Annotated in this window: 13 protein-coding genes; 6 read left to right on the top strand and 7 right to left on the bottom strand. The window is 71.1% G+C overall.

Annotated elements, in window-relative coordinates:
- Positions 1 to 117: 117 nt before the first annotated feature.
- The 3 genes from ABZX65_RS31120 to ABZX65_RS31130 all read right to left on the bottom strand — a co-directional run bounded on the left by ABZX65_RS31120 (position 118) and on the right by ABZX65_RS31130 (position 3498).
- The gene (locus tag ABZX65_RS31120) at positions 118 to 1086 is read right to left on the bottom strand and encodes an SDR family NAD(P)-dependent oxidoreductase (RefSeq protein ID WP_355347501.1); all 969 of its coding nucleotides are present in this window, start codon (positions 1084 to 1086) and stop codon (positions 118 to 120) included.
- 70 nt (positions 1087 to 1156) lie between these two features.
- Complete coding sequence (locus ABZX65_RS31125) at positions 1157 to 2365, bottom strand: acyl-CoA dehydrogenase family protein (protein WP_355347504.1); 1209 nt, start codon at positions 2363 to 2365, stop codon at positions 1157 to 1159.
- 203 nt (positions 2366 to 2568) lie between these two features.
- A complete protein-coding gene (locus ABZX65_RS31130; protein WP_355347507.1) occupies positions 2569 to 3498 on the bottom strand; it encodes a LysR family transcriptional regulator in 930 nt (309 codons plus the stop codon).
- 439 nt (positions 3499 to 3937) lie between these two features.
- On the opposite strand from ABZX65_RS31130, the gene ABZX65_RS31135 reads away from it, so the two are divergent.
- The 6 genes from ABZX65_RS31135 to ABZX65_RS31160 all read left to right on the top strand — a co-directional run bounded on the left by ABZX65_RS31135 (position 3938) and on the right by ABZX65_RS31160 (position 10350).
- Positions 3938 to 4714, top strand: a complete 777-nt coding sequence (locus ABZX65_RS31135) for an SDR family oxidoreductase (RefSeq protein WP_355347510.1) — start codon at positions 3938 to 3940, stop codon at positions 4712 to 4714.
- A gap of 26 nt (positions 4715 to 4740) precedes the next feature.
- Complete coding sequence (locus ABZX65_RS31140; RefSeq protein ID WP_355347513.1) at positions 4741 to 6354, top strand: rhodanese-like domain-containing protein; 1614 nt, start codon at positions 4741 to 4743, stop codon at positions 6352 to 6354.
- A 90-nt stretch (positions 6355 to 6444) separates the two neighbouring features.
- The gene (locus tag ABZX65_RS31145; RefSeq protein ID WP_355347516.1) at positions 6445 to 7347 is read left to right on the top strand and encodes an ABC transporter permease; all 903 of its coding nucleotides are present in this window, start codon (positions 6445 to 6447) and stop codon (positions 7345 to 7347) included.
- A 49-nt stretch (positions 7348 to 7396) separates the two neighbouring features.
- Positions 7397 to 8113: an ABC transporter ATP-binding protein gene (locus ABZX65_RS31150; RefSeq protein ID WP_355347643.1), complete on the top strand. Its 717-nt coding sequence runs from the start codon at positions 7397 to 7399 to the stop codon at positions 8111 to 8113.
- A 65-nt stretch (positions 8114 to 8178) separates the two neighbouring features.
- Positions 8179 to 9297, top strand: a complete 1119-nt coding sequence (locus ABZX65_RS31155; RefSeq protein ID WP_355347519.1) for an ABC transporter substrate-binding protein — start codon at positions 8179 to 8181, stop codon at positions 9295 to 9297.
- A 39-nt stretch (positions 9298 to 9336) separates the two neighbouring features.
- Positions 9337 to 10350 (top strand): aldo/keto reductase, encoded by a 1014-nt coding sequence (locus ABZX65_RS31160; RefSeq protein WP_355347522.1) that lies wholly within the window; start codon positions 9337 to 9339, stop codon positions 10348 to 10350.
- Positions 10351 to 10446: 96 nt separating this feature from the next.
- Here the strand turns inward: ABZX65_RS31160 and ABZX65_RS31165 are convergent, their stop codons facing one another.
- From ABZX65_RS31165 to ABZX65_RS31180, 4 genes are all read right to left on the bottom strand, one after another.
- Positions 10447 to 11772: an NtaA/DmoA family FMN-dependent monooxygenase gene (locus tag ABZX65_RS31165; RefSeq protein WP_355347525.1), complete on the bottom strand. Its 1326-nt coding sequence runs from the start codon at positions 11770 to 11772 to the stop codon at positions 10447 to 10449.
- Between the two features lie 17 nt (positions 11773 to 11789).
- Complete coding sequence (locus ABZX65_RS31170) at positions 11790 to 13121, bottom strand: NtaA/DmoA family FMN-dependent monooxygenase (protein WP_355347528.1); 1332 nt, start codon at positions 13119 to 13121, stop codon at positions 11790 to 11792.
- Between the two features lie 169 nt (positions 13122 to 13290).
- Positions 13291 to 14154: a DMT family transporter gene (locus tag ABZX65_RS31175; protein WP_355347646.1), complete on the bottom strand. Its 864-nt coding sequence runs from the start codon at positions 14152 to 14154 to the stop codon at positions 13291 to 13293.
- Positions 14155 to 14334: 180 nt separating this feature from the next.
- A complete protein-coding gene (locus ABZX65_RS31180) occupies positions 14335 to 16716 on the bottom strand; it encodes a chitobiase/beta-hexosaminidase C-terminal domain-containing protein (RefSeq protein ID WP_355347531.1) in 2382 nt (793 codons plus the stop codon).
- Positions 16717 to 16965: the final 249 nt, after the last annotated feature.

The following is a 16965-nucleotide window of genomic DNA, read 5'->3' on the forward strand; positions in this document are numbered from 1 at the left end:
CTCCCGTAATGCTGCTCTGTTTGCCTTGGGCAACATTACGCCGCCCGGTGCCGCGACCCCCTACCGGCTGCTGGGGGGTGCGGGGTCGCGGGTGCGGGCGGGGCGTGAGCGGGCGGCCTACCGGGGCGTGACGGCGTCCACGCCGGTCAGTTCGGCGGACAGCGTCCACAACCGGGCGGCCTGGTCCGGGTCGATCGCGTAGTCCTTCACACCGATCCTGGTGCCGTCCGCGGGCGCGGGCTCGGCGATCTCGCAGTCCGCCAGGTAGACGCCGCCCTTGCCGTCGAGCATGGACGAGGTGGCGGCCCAGACCTGGGTGGCGGCGCCCTGCTCGGTGCTCTTGAGCCCGGCGGACTCCAGCGGTTCGCCGTTCTCGTCGATCAGGCCGCGCTCGATCAGCTCCGACTGGGGCAGGTGGCGCTGGAGCGGGGTGAGGATGCCGCCGGGGTGCAGCGCGAAGGCCCGCACCCCGCGCCGCGCGGCGAGCTGGTCGAGGTGCACCGCGAACAGCACGTTGGCCGTCTTGGCCTGGCCGTACGCCTGCCACTTCTCGTAGCCGCCGCGCGCGAACTGCGGGTCGTCCCAGCGGATGGCGGAGTAGTGGTGACCGGCCGAGGAGACCGCGACGACGCGCGCGCCGCCGTCCTCGATCGCCGGCCACAGCCGGTTCACCAGCGCGTAGTGCCCGAGGTGGTTGGTGGCGAACTGCGCCTCCCAGCCGGGTCCTACCCGCGTCTCGGGGCAGGCCATGACGGCGGCGCTGTTGATGACGATGTCGATGCCGCGCCCGGTGGCCAGGAAGCGCTCGGCGAAACCGCGGACGCTGTCGAGGTCGGCCAGGTCGAGCTCGTCGACCTCCACGCCGTCGATGCCGTCGAGCGCGTCCTTGGCGGTCGTGGGCCGCCTGGCCGGTACGACGACGTGGGCGCCCGCCGCGGCCAGCGCGCGGGTGGTCTCCAGGCCGATGCCGGAGTAGCCGCCGGTGACGAGGGCGAGCCTGCCGGTCAGGTCGATCCCCTCCAGCACCTCCCGCGCGGTGGTCCGTGCGCCGAATCCCGAGCCGATCGCGTGCTGAGTCGTTGTCATGCCTCACACGCTAGGAGCTGGAGTGGACTCCAGCGCAAGCGCCGCGGCCCCGGACGTGTCGGGGCGGTTCCTAGAAGAAGCCCTGGTTCGGCAGCGGCGTTCCGTTGAGTTCGTAGCGGCCCACCGCGACCGCTTTGAGCGTCTTCGGATTGTGGGCGGCGATCGTACGGATGTTGCGCCAGTGCCGGTCGAGGTGGGCGCCGCGGCGGACCAGCGAGCCGCCGCCGATGTCGAAGAGCTCGGACGCGGCGCGGTTGGCGAGTTCGTCCACGACGACCTTGGCCTTGGCGTTGAGCAGCGACGCGCGCGCGGACAGCTCGGCCTCCTCGGAGGTGCCGTGCGCCGCGTAGGCGTCCTCCAGCGCGCGTCCGGCGGTCAGGACCAGGGCCTGCGCGGCGAACGCCTGGCTGTGCAGCAGCCCCACGCTGTACTGCACGATCGGGTCCTCGGTCGGCGCGTCGGCGGGCGCGTGGTAGAAAGCCCGCTTCTTGGCGCGGACGTGTGCGACGGCGTCGGCCGCCACCCGGCGCAGGATGCCCGCGATCATCGCGTTGAGCTGGATGTGGAAGAACGTCGCGGGGTACGGGACGGATTCGCGGGCGTCGGTCGCCCGGACGAAGTAGTCCTCGGGTGTGATGGCGACATCGTCGAAGGTCACCGTGCCGCTGCCCGTGAAGCGCTGGCCGAAGCCGTCCCAGTCGTTGGGGCGCAGCACGCCGGGGCGGTCGGTGGGGACGATGACCTGGGCCCTCCCGCCGTCCACGTCGGTGACGCCGACGACCAGCCAGTCCATGTACAGGCTGCCCGTGGTGTAGTGCTTCGTGCCGTTCAGCCGCAGGCCACCGTCCGTGCGGCTGACGGTGGTCCGGTACGGGAAGTCGGTGGCCCCCGCCTTCGCGCCCAGTTCGGTGGAGGCGGAGCCGATCAGCTCACCGCGCGCGACACGGTCGAGCCAGACCGCGTCCTCGGGGCGGGCGCCGCGCAGCAGCCCCTCCACCACACCGAAGTGGCTGCGCAGGATGTGCGCCACATTGGAGTCCGCGGCGCCCAGGTCGATGAACACCTCGAAGAGCTGGGTGAGGCTCGCGCCGCCCCCGCCCCGTTCGGCCGGCACCCGCAGGGCGCCGAGCCCTGCCCTTTTCGCCGCCTCGACGGCCGCGTACGGCAGTTCGTCGCGCTCGTCCCGCCCGATCGCGCCGTCGCCGATGTGCTCGATCAGCTCCCGCAGTCGCGCCGAGCCGAAGGTGACACCGCTCGTGGCCTCGGCTGTTTCCGTCATGCGTGCTCCCCTGCTCACTGTGGCGCCCGGGTTCCTGTGGCACCTCAGCGTCGATCCGGCGACGTGGCCGATCAACAAGGTTCGGCTACGGTGTCGTTGCGGCTGCGCTTAACTGTCGGGCCGAGGTGCGCTCGTCACCGCGGCGCGGTCCCGGTCCCGGACCGCGCGGGTGCGCGGCGCGGTACGCGGTCCTGGCGGCGCGGTCAGGAGGCGACCCGCAGGACCCGTCTGTGCAGCGCCTGTTCACCGATCGAGCGCAGCGTGCGCAGGACGAGCGCGATGTTCGGGTCGTTCCTGCGGGTGGTGCGCGTGACCGAACTGATCGTGCGGTAGCCGATCGGCACGCCCTCGACGATGAGGTGTTCCAGGTGCGCCGGTACGGACAGCCGGGGCACGATCGCCGAGACGACCTCGGTGGCGGCCAGGTCGCAGACGATCTGGGCGGTCACCAGCCGGTGCGTGATCCGCGGGGTGAACCCGGCCCGCTCGGCGGCCCGCAGCAGCGCGGTGTCCAGGGTGGAGTTGGCCAGACCGGTGACCCACACCTGTTCGGCGAGCGCGGCGAGCCCCAGGCTGCGGACCCGGGCGTGCAGCCCGGTCGGCGCAAGGAGCACGAACGGCTCGACCAGCAGCACCTCCCGGCTCAGCCCGTTGAGCAGGTCCTGCGCCTCGAAGTCGCACCGGTAGGTGACGGCCACGTCGACCTCGCCCTGGCGCAGCAGGCGCAGCGCGTCATCGGCCTCGGCCTGCTGGAGGTGGATCTGCAAGTGCGGCTCCTCGGCGCTCAGCAGGTGGATCAGCGGCGCCGCCAGGACGGGTATGCCCAGGTTGTAGGAGACCATCGCGATCTGTCCCGAGACCTGGTCGCGGGTGGCCGCGAGCGCGCTCATCGCGTCGTCGACGGCGCCGAGCACGACGCGTACGTGGTCCACGAGGATCCGGCCACTGCGGGTGAGGCCCAGGGTGCGCCCGTCCCTGCGGAACAGGATCGAGCCGGTCTCGACCTCCAGGACCCGGAGTTGCTGTGAGACGGCGGAGTTGGTGATGTTGCGCCGTTCGGCGACGGCGGTGACCGTGCCGAGATCGGCGAGATCGCGTAGCAGCATCATGCGACGCAGGTCGAGCATGCTCATGGTTGACCTCAGATGTTGTCGAGTTGACCCCCACGACACCCAGGCGCGGCGCGGCCGGTACCGGCGGCGGCGGTCTGGGTTCGATTCTGACGAGCGGCGGCGCTCCTAGGAGGGCAGGCCGCGCTTCGGCACCAACGGCGTGGTGCGGATCAACGACGACAGGCGGCGACGCAGACGCGCATGAGATCGACATGGCGTCGCGCGAAGAGGTCCGTCCCGGTCACGCACCGAGGATCGCACACCCACCCCGATTCCCACCACGTCCTAGATCGTGTCGATTCGCACAGTGCCGCCCCGGCCTCCCCCGCCCACCCCACTGTTAAGCCAGGTCCCGGCTATTGCTGTAGCCAGATCTTCTTGTTCGCCCCTTCCCGTCCCCGCAGGCTGAGGCCCTATTCGCAGCTCGGCGTCGCCGTCGGGCACTCGATCGGGGAAGTCCATGGGTCTCGAACTCGAAGGAAAACGCGCCGTCGTCACCGGGGGCGGCACGGGCATCGGTTACGCCATCGCCGAGGAACTGGCGCGCGAGGGCGTGCGGGTGGCGATCACCGGACGGCGGGGGGACGTCCTGGACGACGCGGTCGTACGGATCAGGGAGTCGACCGGCGCCGACGTGCTCGCCGTGCGGGCCGACACCGGTGACGACGACTCGGTGCGCGAGCTGGTCGACACCGTGAGAACGGCCTTCGGCGGTCTCGACATCCTCGTCAACAACGCCGCCGAGCAGCCCGCGCAGAAGGGGCCGAGCTTCCAGGACGCCGACGACGCCTGGTTCCAACGGCAGCTCAACGTCAAGGTGATCGGCTATCTGCGCACCATCAAGGCCGTCGCGCCGCTGCTGATCGAGAACGGCTGGGGCCGTGTCATCAACATCAGCGGCACCGGGGCCCGTTCGACCGTCTCGGTGATCGGCTCGGTCCGCAACGCCTCGGTGATCGCGCTGACCAAGAACGTCGCCGACGAACTCGGCCCGCACGGCGTCAACGTCACCGTCGTCCACCCCGGTCCCACCCGCACCGAGCGGTACGTCGAGCTTCAGAGCGGCGGCGCGGCCGACGGCGCGGCGCCCGCCGCGCCGGGCAACGTCATCGGCCGGGTGATCGAGCCGCACGAGGTGGCGTGGGTGGTCGCCTTCCTCGCCTCGCCGCGCAGCGTGGCCGTCGTCGGCGACGGCGTCTACGCCGGCGGCGGCGTGCCCGGCGCCATCCACTACTGATCCGACCAGAGTCCAGGAGAGTTCTGATGACCGAATCCGTGGCCCCCGCCATCGCCGTCGACGAGTTGCGCGCGCTGCTCGACGGCGGCCAGGAGTACGCGCTCGTCGACGTCCGTGAGTCCGGCGTCACGGCGGCGCAGGGGTCGATCCTGCTCGCCGTCTCGATCCCGCTCAGCGTCCTGGAGCTGAAGGTGGGGGCGCTGGTCCCCCGCCGTGACACGCCGGTCGTCGTCTACGACGGCGGCGACGCGGAGCTGGCGGGGCGCGGCGCGGCCCGGCTGCGCGCGCTCGGCTACACCGACGTCCGGGTGCTCGACGGCGGCCTCGCCGCGTGGGCCGCAGCCGGGCACAAGGTCCACAGCGGCGGCGATCACGTCATCGGGCAGGCCTTCGGCGAGTGGATCGAGGAGGTCTACCAGACGCCGCACATCAGCGTGCCGGACTTCCTGAGCCGCCGCGCGGCCGGTGAGGACATCGTGCTGCTGGACAGCCGCCCCATCGGCGAGTTCCGCGACCACAGCCTGCCCGGCGGGACGTCGATACCGGGCGCCGAACTCGTCTACCGCGCGGCCGAGGCGGTGTCCTCGCCCGACACCCTCGTCGTGGTCAACTGCGCCGGGCGCACGCGGAGCATCCTCGGCGCCCAGGTGCTCATCAACGCGGGCCTGCCGAACCGGGTGGTGTCGCTGGAGGGCGGCACCCAGTCCTGGGTGCTGGAGGGGCACGAACTCGACCACGGCGAGACGTCCTCGGTGGCGCCGCCGACCGGCGCGGCGCTGGAGGCGGCGCGGGAGAGCGCGGTCCGCTTCGGCGAGCGCTTCGGGATCGAGCACATCGACGCGGCGGCGCTCGCGGCGTTCGGCAAGGACGACACGCGTTCGCTGTACGTCCTGGACGTGCGCACGCCCGAGGAGTTCGAGGCCGGTCACCTGCCCGGCTCCCTGTCGGCGCCGAGCTGGGATGTCGCGCCGTGGGTGTTCCGGCACGTCGGCACGCACCATTCCCGTGTGGTCCTCGTCGACAACGACGGCGTACGGGCCGCGGTCGCCGCCTCCTGGATCGCCCAGATCGGCTGGGCGCAGGTGTTCGTCCTCGACCGGGCCCTGGAAGGCGTCGACCTGGAGACCGGCCCGGTGCCGCGGCCCCTCCTCGACCCGCCGTCCGGCGGCTTCGAGACGGTCACCGCGCAGGAACTGGACGGCGCCCCGGCCGACACCCGGCTCGTGCTCGACGTGGCGCCCAGCCCGGAGTACCGCACCGGCCACGTCCCCGGCGCCCGGTTCGCCATCCGCGCCCGGCTCGCCGCGTCGGCCGCCGAGCTGCCCGGCACCGGGCCGGTCGTGCTGACCTCCTCCGACGGGGTGCTCGCGCGCTACGCCGCCGCCGACCTCGCGGCGGCCACCGACCGTCCGGTGCGGGTGCTCGACGGCGGCACGGCGGCGTGGCGCGCGGCCGGTCTGCCCGTGGAGACCGACCGGGCCGAGTGGCTGCACGCCCCGGAGGACGTCGTCGCCTCCGGCTGGCGCGAGAGCGACCCCGAGGACCGCAAGGCCGGATTCCGCCGCTATCTGTCCTGGGAGCTCGGCCTGGTCGCCGAGTTGGCGCAGGACGACACCGTTCCGTTCAAGAAGTTCGCCTGAGGCACTGACCCCCTGTGAGGACACGCTCATGACCGCCATCGCCAGGCCCCTCACCACCCGGCCGGTCGACACCGCCGCCGAGGTGACGCGTTGACCGGCGCCGCTTCCGTCACCGACACCGCGCCCGCGCCGGGTGCGCCGACCGCCACGAGGACTCCGCGGGGCGCGGCGGGGCTCATCGACCTCAGCCCGCGCAACCGCGGGCGCGAGAGCGTGCGCAAGCGGGTCCGCTTCTGGAGCGGCTGGACCCTGCGCGTCGGCGTGCCCGTCGCACTGATCGCCCTCTGGCAGCTCGCGTTGACCTGGGGCTGGACCACCGAGGACGTGCTGCCCTCGCCGAAGACCATCGTCGAGGCGTACCAGTACCTGTGGAACAACGGCTCGCTCCAGGCCGCCGTACCGGTGTCGCTGCGGCGGGCCGGTGAGGGGCTGCTGCTCGGCGGCAGCGCGGGGCTGGTGCTCGGGATCTTCGCCGGTCTGTGGAAGATCGGCGAGGAGATCTTCGACGCCACCCTCCAGATGCTGCGGACGGTGCCGTTCATCGCGCTGGTCCCGCTGTTCGTCACCTGGTTCGGCATCGACGAGCCGTCCAAGCTCGCCCTCATCACCGCCGCGGCGCTGTTCCCGCTCTACCTGAACACGTTCCACGCCGTGAAGGGCGTCGACCAAAAGCTCATCGAGGCGGGCAGGACCTTCGGGCTCAGCGGCTTCCGGATCGCCCGCCGGATCATCTTCCCGACGGCGCTGCCCGGCATCCTCACCGGTCTGCGCTTCGCCTGCTCCTTCTCGCTGCTGTCGCTGGTGCTGGCCGAGCAGGTCAACTCCACCGCCGGGATCGGCTATCTGATCATCAACGCCCAGAACAACCAGCGCCCGGACATCGTCATCGCCGGCATCTGGATCTACGCCGTGCTGGGCATCCTCATCGACTTCGTCATGCGCGGCGTCGAGCGTCTCGTCCTGCCTTGGAGGGCCCGTGTCGGTATCAACTGAATCGCCGGGCGACCTCGCCGCGGACAGCGCGGGATACGCCGTCACCGCGCTGGGGGTCCGACGGGTCTTCGACGGCCGTGCGGTGCTCGACGGGGTCGATCTCCGGCTGCGGAAGGGGGAGTTCGTCGCGCTGCTCGGAGCGTCCGGCACCGGTAAGACGACGTTGCTCCGTATCGTCGGCGGACTCGACACCGCCGACGAGGGGAATGTCGTCGTGCCCCGCGTGCGGTCGACCGTCTTCCAGGAGCCGCGGCTGGTTCCCGCGCAGAAGGTGTGGCGCAATGTCGTGCTCGGCGCGCGGCGTCCGCGAGCCGCGTACGGCAGAGCGCTCGACGCGCTGGCCGAGGTCGGTATCGAGAGCCACGCCAAAGCCTGGCCCCGGACGCTGTCCGGCGGTGAGGCGCAGCGTGTCGCACTCGCCCGCGCGCTGGTCACCGAGCCCGATCTGCTGCTGCTCGACGAGCCCTTCGCGGCCCTGGACGCGCTGACCCGGATCAAGATGCACGACCTGCTGGCGGCGCTGTGCGCCAAGCACGAGCCCGCCGTCGTCCTGGTCACCCATGACGTGGACGAGGCGATCCTGCTCGCCGACCGTGTCCTGGTCCTCTCGCGCGGTTCGATCGCCCTGGACCAGCGGGTCGAGATCGACAAGCCCCGCCACCGCGACGATCCGCGGTTCCTCGAACTGCGGGCGGCGCTGCTCGACCAGCTCGGCGTGGCCCGCACCGTCGGCGGCGGCGACGAGGAGGTGGCCGCCGACCATTGACGACCCGTCAGATCAGCGCACCACGAACCGTCTTCACCCGACACATCCCGAGGAAGTCATCGCACATGTACAGCACCGGCAAGCACTCCCCCTTCGTCCAGCGCACGTTCACCGCCTTCGCGGCCGTCGCCCTCGCCATGGTCGCCACCGCCTGCGGCGGTTCCGGCGGCGCCTCGACCTCCGCGAAGAACGCGGGTTCCGGGTCGAACGGCGGCTCGACGGGCGGTTCCTCCTCCGCCGCCGCGGTCGACCTGTCCGGCGTCAATCTCACGATCAGTTACCAGACCGCCGACTTCCCCGCGCTGCTGAAGGAGTCGGGCCTGTTCGAGGACACTCCGTACAAGTACAAGGTCCCGATCATCGCGGGCCCGGCGAACCAACTGGCGGCGCTGTACGGCAAGCAGATCGACGTCGGCCAGGTCGGTGAGAACACCGCCGCCTTCGAGGCCGCCAACGCCTCGGCCGACTGGACGAAGACCGGCGCCCCGATCCAGGGCTTCGCGGTGACCTGGACGCCCGACGCGCCCTACCCGGCCGCCGTGTACGTGACGAAGAGCTCCGGCATCACGACGCTCGCCGAGCTGAAGGGCAAGAAGATCGGCTACAACTACGGCGGCAACATCTACGCCGCCTACGTCGTCGCGCTGGAGAAGGGCGGCTTCGGCCCCAAGGACGTCCACGGTGTGCAGTTCCCGAGCAACCAGGCCGCGGCCAACGCCTTCAACGCCGGGCGCCTGGACGCGGTGGTGACCAGCTACAGCAACGTGAAGAAGCCCGTCGACGCCGGAAAGGCGATCAAGATCGCCGACAACGCGACGCTCGGCATCCTCGGCGGCAGCGGCTGGATCGCCAGGACCGAGGTGCTCGACGACCCGGCCAAGCTGGCGGCACTCAAGGACTTCTACGGCCGGCTGCGGACCTTCTACGAGCAGTGGATCCCCGGTCACGAGACCGCGTACGAGAAGGTCGAGCAGCAGGTCCTCAGCCAGACGCCCGACGTGGCCAAGGTCAACTGGGAGAACGCCCGGCACTCGACCTTCTACAAGATCGGTGACCCGGAGTTCCTGCGGATCCAGCAGGCGACCGTCGAGGCCGCGTACAAGTACGGCGGGCTGAAGACCAATGTCACGTCCAAGCTCGGGTTCAACTACACCACGGCGCTGGACGACGTGACGACCGGCTGACACGGCGCCGCTCCCGAACCACCGGCTGAGGAGTAACCATTGACCGACATCACTCGACGCAGGCTCGGCACCGAGGGGCTGGAGGTCTCGGCCCTCGGCCTGGGCTTCATGAGCTTCGCGCGGTCCACCGACGCCGACGAGCGGCACAGCGCGTCGGCGTTGGTGGGCGAGGCGATCGACCTCGGCATCGACTTCTTCGACACCGCCGACATCTACGGCCCGGCCATCAGTGAGACGCTGCTCGGGCAGGCGGTCAAGGGCCGCGGTGACGGCCTGGTCATCGCCACCAAATTCGGCAACCCGCTCGACCGGGCCACCAACCCCGACGCCCGCCCCATCGACGGCCGTCCGGAGTACGTACGGTCGGCGGTGGAGGGCTCGTTGCGGCGCCTGGGCGTCGACCACATCGACCTCTACTACCAGCACCGGGTCGATCCGACGGTGCCGATCGAGGAGACGGTCGGCGCGCTGAAGGAGCTGGTCGAGGCGGGCAAGGTCCGCTGGATCGGTCTGTCGGAGCCGGGTCCGCGGACTCTGCGCCGCGCCCATGCCACACATCCGGTCACCGCGATCCAGAACGAGTGGTCGCTCTTCACCCGCGACATCGAGGCCGAAACGCTGTCCATCGCGCGGGAGTTGGGCATCGGCATCGTGCCGTTCTCGCCGCTGGGCCGCGGGTGGCTGACCGGTCGGCTGCGCAGCCGTGCGGATCTGACGGGCCGTCGGCTGGAGCACCCGCGGTTCGCCGAGGAGGTCTTCGACACGAATGTGAAGCTGGCCGACGAGGTCGTCGCCGTCGCGGCCGAACTCGGCGCCGAGCCCGGTCAGGTGGCCCTCGCCTGGGTGCTCTCGCGGGGTGAGGACGTCGTGCCGATCCCCGGCACCCGGCACGCCGCGTATCTGCGGGAGAACGTCGGCGCGTTCGACGTCACGCTCACACCGGAGCAGGCCGCGCGGCTGGCCGGCATCGCCGAGCGGGTCGAGGGCGACAGGGCGCTGCGGCCCGGCGCCATCGGGGCCGAGGCGCGCCTGCCGGACGCCGCCGGTTCCTGATCCGGCGGCAGCCCGAAGAGCCGCCCGGCGTACCGGCCCCGTGGGATGGGGGTCGGTACGCCGGGCGGCTCCGTCGCGCCGTGCGGCCGTGCGGCCTCAGACCGGGGTGGCCGCCGGGACGGGCAGGCCGAGGTTGCCGCGCAGCGTGCTCGCCTCGTACTCCTTGCGGAAGATCCCGCGGCGCTGGAGCTCCGGCACCAGGTGGTCGACGATGAGGTCGAGGCCGTCGGGGTAGAGGTCGTGGTTCAGGTTGAACCCGTCCGCGGCGCCCTCGGTGAAGTACGCCTCCATCTCGTCGGCGATCTGCTCCGGGGTGCCCACCACCATGCGGTGACCGCCGCCGGCGATGTGCCGGTCGAGCAGGTCGCGCACCGTCAGGTTCTCGTTGCGGGCGGACTGGAGCACGGAGTTGGCGAAGCCATAGCTGCTCGGCTTCCACTCCGGCGAGTTGATCAGGTCCCAGGGCGGCTGCCGGTCGAGCTCCAGGCTGTCCACCGGCAGGCCGAGCTGCGCCGCCAGCGACGTCAGGGCGTCGGTGGTGTCGGTGCTCAAACCGGCCAGCAGGTCGCGGCGCTCGCGCGCCTCGGCCTCGGTGCTGCCGATGACCGGCCACAGTCCGGGCAGGATCAGGACGTCGTCGGGGTCGCGGCCGTGAACGTCGCGGGCCCGGGCCTTCACCTTGGCGGCGAAGTCCTTGCCCTGCTGGAGGTTGTGCGCGGCGCAGAAGACCGCGTCGGCGTACTTCGCGGCCAGGTCGATGCCCTGCTCCGACGCGCCCGCTTGCAGGACGACGGGGTGGCCCTGCGGCGAACGCGGCACCTGGTACCAGGTCTTGACCCGCAGGTGCTCGCCGACGTGGTCGACCTCCCGCACCTTCGTCAGGTCGGTCAGCTCACCTGACGCCTTGTCACCGACGAGCGCGTCGGGGTCCCATGACTCCCACAGCGCCCTGATCACCGCGATCGCCTCGTCCGCGCGGCCGTAGCGGGCGTCCCGGTCGGGGTGCGCGTCGAGGCCGAACTGGGCCCCGGCGCGCGGCGACTGCGTGGTGACGACGTTGACGGCGGCCCGGCCGCCCGAGACCAGGTCGAGCGAGGAGCCCAGCCGGGCGATGTGGTACGGGTGGCGGTAGGTGGACGACACGGTCGCCACCAGGCCGACGTGCGTGGTGGCGCGGGCGATCGCGGTCAGCACGACGAACGGGTCGATCGCGTTCCACGGCCTGGTGAAGTCCTGCTGGGAGAATCCGAGGGTCTCGGCGAGGAACACCGCGTCCAGCAGGCCGCGTTCCGCGGTCCGGCCGAGGTTCTCCCATTCGTCGATGTCGAGGAAGCCGAGCGGGTCGTCGCGCAGGCGCCAGCCCCCCGGTGCTCGGCCCAGCGCGTTGGCGTTGACGTTCAAGTGCAGTCGGCGTGTGCTCACTGGTGGCGGTCTCCTGATCAGGCCGTGCGCGCGGTGGCGCGGCTCGCGTCGGTCACCAGGGGCGGAAGCCCGTAGTGGCCGCGCAGCGTGGTGGACTCGTACTCCCTGCGGAAGATCCCGCGCCGCTGGAGCTCCGGCACCAGGTGGTCGACGACCTGCTCCAGGCCGGACGGGAAGATGTCGAAGTTGATGTTGAAGCCGTCGGCGGCGCGTTGGGTGAACCAGCTCTCGATCTCGTCGGCGACCTGCTCGGGCGTGCCGACGATCGCGTTCTGCGCGTTCGCGCGGCGTTCGAGGACCTCGCGCACGGTGAGGTCGCCCTGGCGTGCCACGGACAGCACGCCGTTGGCGGCGCCAACGCTGCGCGGGCTCCACCGCGGCGAGTTGATGTAGTCCCAGGGCAGGGCCTTGTCCAGGCTCAGCAGGTCGACGGGGACGCCGAGTTGGACGGCCAGCGCGCGCACTGCGGCGTCGTCCGCCTCCACGGGGCCGACCAGTTCGGCGCGGCGCCGGATCGCCTCGGCCTCGGTGCCGCCGAGGGTGATGTTGAGGCCGGGAAGGACCAGGAGTTCGTCCGGGTCACGCCCGTGGGCGGCGGCGCGGGCCTTCAGCCCGCGGTAGAACTCCTGCCCGGTCGACAGGGTGTTGGAGGCGCAGAACACGGCGTCCGCGTGCTGCGCGGCCAGTTCGATGCCCAAGGGCGACGCTCCGGCCTGGACGATGACCGGCCGCCCCTGCACGGAGCGCGGGAACTGGAACCGCCCCCTGAAGCCCACGTGTTCGCCGTCGAAGTCCACCGTCGGGACCCGGCCGTCGTCCACCAGTTCGCCCGTCGTGGGGTCGGCGACCAGGGCGTCCGGGTCCCAGGAGTCCCACAGCCGCTTGACGGCGTTCAGCACCTCTTCGGCGCGCCCGTACCTGACCTCGCGTGCGGGAAGCGGTCCCCGCCCGTACAGGGCCGCGGCCGCGTCCTCGCCGGAGGTGACGATGTTGACCGCCGCCCGGCCGCCGGAGGCGATGTCGAGCGTCGCGGCGCGGCGCGCGATGTCCCACGGCTGGTAGAAGGTCGCGGACAGGGTCGTCACCAGACCGATGTGGCGGGTGGCGCGGGCCACCGCCGTCTGGAGCATGAACGGGTCGAAGGCGTGCCACGGCTTGCTGAAGTCGGTGGCGCCGAGGTGGTCGGCGAGGAAGACCGCGTCCAGCAGGCCGCGCTCGGCGATCCGCCCGAGCTTCTCCCAGGAGGCGACGTCGAGGAACCAGGTGGGCGGAGAGCTGTGCCGCCAGCTGTTCGGCGGTTTCGCCAGCCCGTTGGCGTTGACGTTGAGGTGCAGGAATCGTTCGGTCACGGCCCCATGCTTGGGCGAACCGCTCCGGGGATGAAGCCGAAGCGGCTACCGGTTCCCTTAAGCTCCCCTTCGCGGTCCGCGCCAGGGCCGGGCCGGTGCCGCGCCGTTGTCGAGCCGGTGCCGGGCGGATGTCAGGTCGGTGCCGGGCCGAGACCGGGCGGCTCGTGCGTCAGCCCGCCAATTCCCTGATCAGCGGGACCGCGCGGGAGAGCCGGACGGTGCCGTACGCGATCAGGCCGACGGCCGCCAACTGCGGCACGACCCACCAGCCGGTACGGATGTGCTCGCCGTAGACGGTGATGCCCAGCGCCAGGCTGACGGTGGCGTCGCCGAGGGTGAGGGCGGGCTGCGAGGCGATGATCGGCCCGGACTGGAGGGCGCTCTCCAGCAGGAAGATCGCGGTGACGCCGCACAGCGCGAAGCCGTAGGTCTGCCACGCGGTCAGGAAGGCGACGCCGCCGTGCGCGGAGAAGGTGTCGGCGGCGGACTTCATCAGCGCCGCGGTGAGCGCGTTGGCCACCGCGGACGCGGCGCCCAGCAGGGCGGCCCTCGGCGCGCCGGAGGGCCGGTGGCGGGCGATGACGACCGCCCAGCCGATGGCGCCCACGCAGAGCAGGACGGCGGGCACCCAGTGCGCCATGGACGCCTGGGCGCCGCCGCCGCCCGGCGCCGCGGCGCCCAGGGCGAGCGCCAGACCCGCGACCATGCAGGCGACGCCGCTCCAGCCCGCGCGCGGCAGGGCGCGCCCGAGCAGCGGCACGCTGAAGAGCAGGGCGAGCGGCAGTTCCAGGATGAAGACGGGCTGCGCGAGGGCCAGGGGTCCCGCCACCAGGGCGAGGGCCTGGAAGGCCGCGGCGCCCGCCACTCCGCAGATGCCGAGCAGCCACACCGGCTGCCGGATCATCGCGAGCATCTGACGCGGGCGCATCGCGTCGTTGGGCGGCACGGCGAGCGCGGCCTTGCGCTGGAGGACGGTTCCCACCGCGTTGCTGGCCGCACCGAGCAACGCGAAGAACACACACAGCACCAGCAGGGTCGGCCTCCCGTGACGTAACTCCCCTGGCGCAGCGTAGGCGGCGCGCGGCACCGACGCACACGCGGGTGGGGGTCACGGGCCTTGCTTCACCCGTTCGCGGGGGCGGCCCGGTGCTCCCGCCTGCGCGGGAGCACCGGGCCGCCGTCACCGTGGGTTCACGGTGAGGGGATCAGCGGGTCACGGATAGGACACGACATTGCTGGGGGTGGTGTTGGACGCGGTGACCGCTCCGGTGTCGTTGATGACGTGGGTGATGGTGCCCACGCCGCCGAGCGAGACGGTCAGCGCGCTGTGGAATTTCACGCCGGAGGTGTTGGGCACCTCGAACGCGTGGTAGCTGTTCACCGCCGGGTTGACGTTGAAGTAGCAGTAGCTGCCGAGCCCCCACGCCTCATGGGTGGTGACGTTCGCGCCGACCTTGTAGGCGGCGTATCCGTTCTGCCCGTTGGGGTTGACCCAGGCGGCCTGGTTCGGCGGGTCGTACGGCATCTCGTTCTGGAAGAAGATCGTCTTGCCGCCCTGGCCGTTCCAGACGACCTCGTACTTCTGGTAGTGCTCGACGAACAGGCCGGTCGCGAGCACATTGGCGCCGTTGACGATCAGACCGGTGTCGGCGGTGTTGGACGTCCAGCCGACGCCGCTGCCGTGGTCGGCGCGCCAGGCCCAGATGTGGTCGATGATCGTGTTGGCGCTGTTCACGATGAGGCTGGTGGTGGCCTTGCCCGCGACCTGGCCGCCGATCCGGAAGAAGACGTCCTGGATGGTGGTCGGGTTGGCGGCGTGGCTCGCGGTGGAGCCGGAGGGGCCGACGGTCAGCAGCGCGGCGGAGTTGGTGGTGCCCGCGTCGAAGAGCAGACCCTTGAGGCGTACGCCGTCCACGTCGGCGACCTGCATGGCGTTGACGCCGTTGTCGGGCACGAACGTCGGGTAGCCGATGCCGAGGATGGTGGTGTTGGCCTTGGTCACGTTGAGCGTCTGGTTGAGGTGGTAGACGCCGGGGGTGACGAAGAGGTTGCAGCCCTGGGACAGGGCGGTATTGATGGTCGCGGCCGTGTCCCCGGCCTTGACCACGTAGAACTGGCTCATCGGCAGCGAGGTGCCGGGGGTGCTGCCGTTGGCCCAGCTCGGTCCGGACGCGTTGGTGCGCAGCGACGGCAGGAAGACCCGGTACTTGCCCGCGCTGTCGACGTACAGGTACGGCACGTCACGGGAGACCGGGGTGGTGGCCAGCGTGGTCTCCGGCGGGTTCGGGAAGGTGTTGGCCGGGGCGCCGTTGACGCCGGAGAAGACCATGTTCCACACGCCGCCCGCCCAGCTCCCGAGGTTGCTGTCGCGGGTGTACCACTGCTGCTGCGAGACGGACGCGGCCTGGCCGCTGACCTTGGTGTCGGCGATGTAGCCGCCGCTGGCGTAGCCGTAGCTGGCCGGGTAGAGCGCGAGCCCGCCGTGCACGTCGATCCGGCGGAAGGGCGCGGCCTGCGCGACGGCCCAACGGTCGGTGCCGCTGGAGGGGTTGATCGCCAGATTCTCCGCGGACCGCCAGAAGTTCTGGGTCGCGTTGCCCGCGTCGGAGGCGTTGAAGGCGTCCACGGTGACGTCACCGTTGATCGTGACGTCGTCGGGGTTCTGGCCGAGACCGGCAACCGAGGTGTAGAAGCCGACGTTGTCGGACACGTTGTACGTGCCCGGCTTGAAGAGCTGCGCGACCCGGTTGTTGCTGAACTGCGCGGTCTGGGTGTCCTTCTGCTGCGCGAACTGCGCGTCGAGCTGCGCCTGGATGGTGGCGCTGGACATCGACGGGTCGTAAATGTGGACGTTCGACCCGAAGTTGGGAGTGTCCGACTGCGTCGGGCAGCTCGCCGAGGTCGAGCCGATGGTGTAACTGGCGGTGGCCACGGCCGAGTTGGTGGACCCGGACTTGATGCCGATCGCCTTGACCGTGGTGCTCGCCGAGATGTTCAGCGGCGCGCTGTAGAGCGTGGAGGAGGCGGTCGGCGTGGAGCCGTCCAGCGTGTAGCGGATGCTCGCGCCCGAAGTGGCGTCGGATATCGTCACGCTCTGCGCCGAGCTGAAGGTGCCGCCCGCCGGGCTGAAGGTCGGCGTGGCGACGGTCGTTCCGGTGCCGCCGGTGCCGCCCCCGGTCGTACTCCCGCTGCCCTGGGTGTACGAGAAGTGCGGCGTGTCGTACTGCGGGCCGCTCTTCTCGTACGTGAACCAGTAGTCGAGCACGGTGCCGGTGGTCAGCGAGCTGACGGTCTGGGTCCAGACGCCCGCGTTGTTGGTCATCCGGACGTTCTGCTGATTCGCGCCGTTGACCAGGTAGTGGACGTCGACGTAGGCGGCGGCCGTGGTGGGCTTGAACGTGATCTGCGCCTGCGTGGAGTTCAGTTGGGCGACGCTCTGCGTGTAGTCGGACGCGTCCGCCGAGGCGGTTCCGACGGTCTGGGTGAGGCCGATGATCCCGGCCAGAACGAGGACGAGGGCCCCGAGCAGGGCGACCACGCGTCGCTGCCGACGCGGCGTGCCCTCGGTACGGGCCGGGAGGATGGATCTGCGCATGTGTGGGGGTCCTTTCGCCTGGGTTCGCGAAGTGAACACCAGGGTCAGCGCGGAGATGTGGGGGTGGATCGCGCTCGGCACTGCACATTCAGAGCCAAGGTCCCGCCTTGGCCCTTTGATTCAGTCTCTTGAAAACGCTCTCAATCTGCGGATGGCGGTAATCCCGAATCCGTAAGGCAGTGTCAAGTGGCCATGGCGAGCCGTCAAGCACATGCACCGGATTCACACAGTGAACGATTCGAGTGGGGC

Origin of the sequence: Streptomyces sp. NPDC003300, assembly GCF_040610915.1 — a bacterium.
In the GTDB taxonomy this organism is placed as follows: domain Bacteria; phylum Actinomycetota; class Actinomycetes; order Streptomycetales; family Streptomycetaceae; genus Actinacidiphila.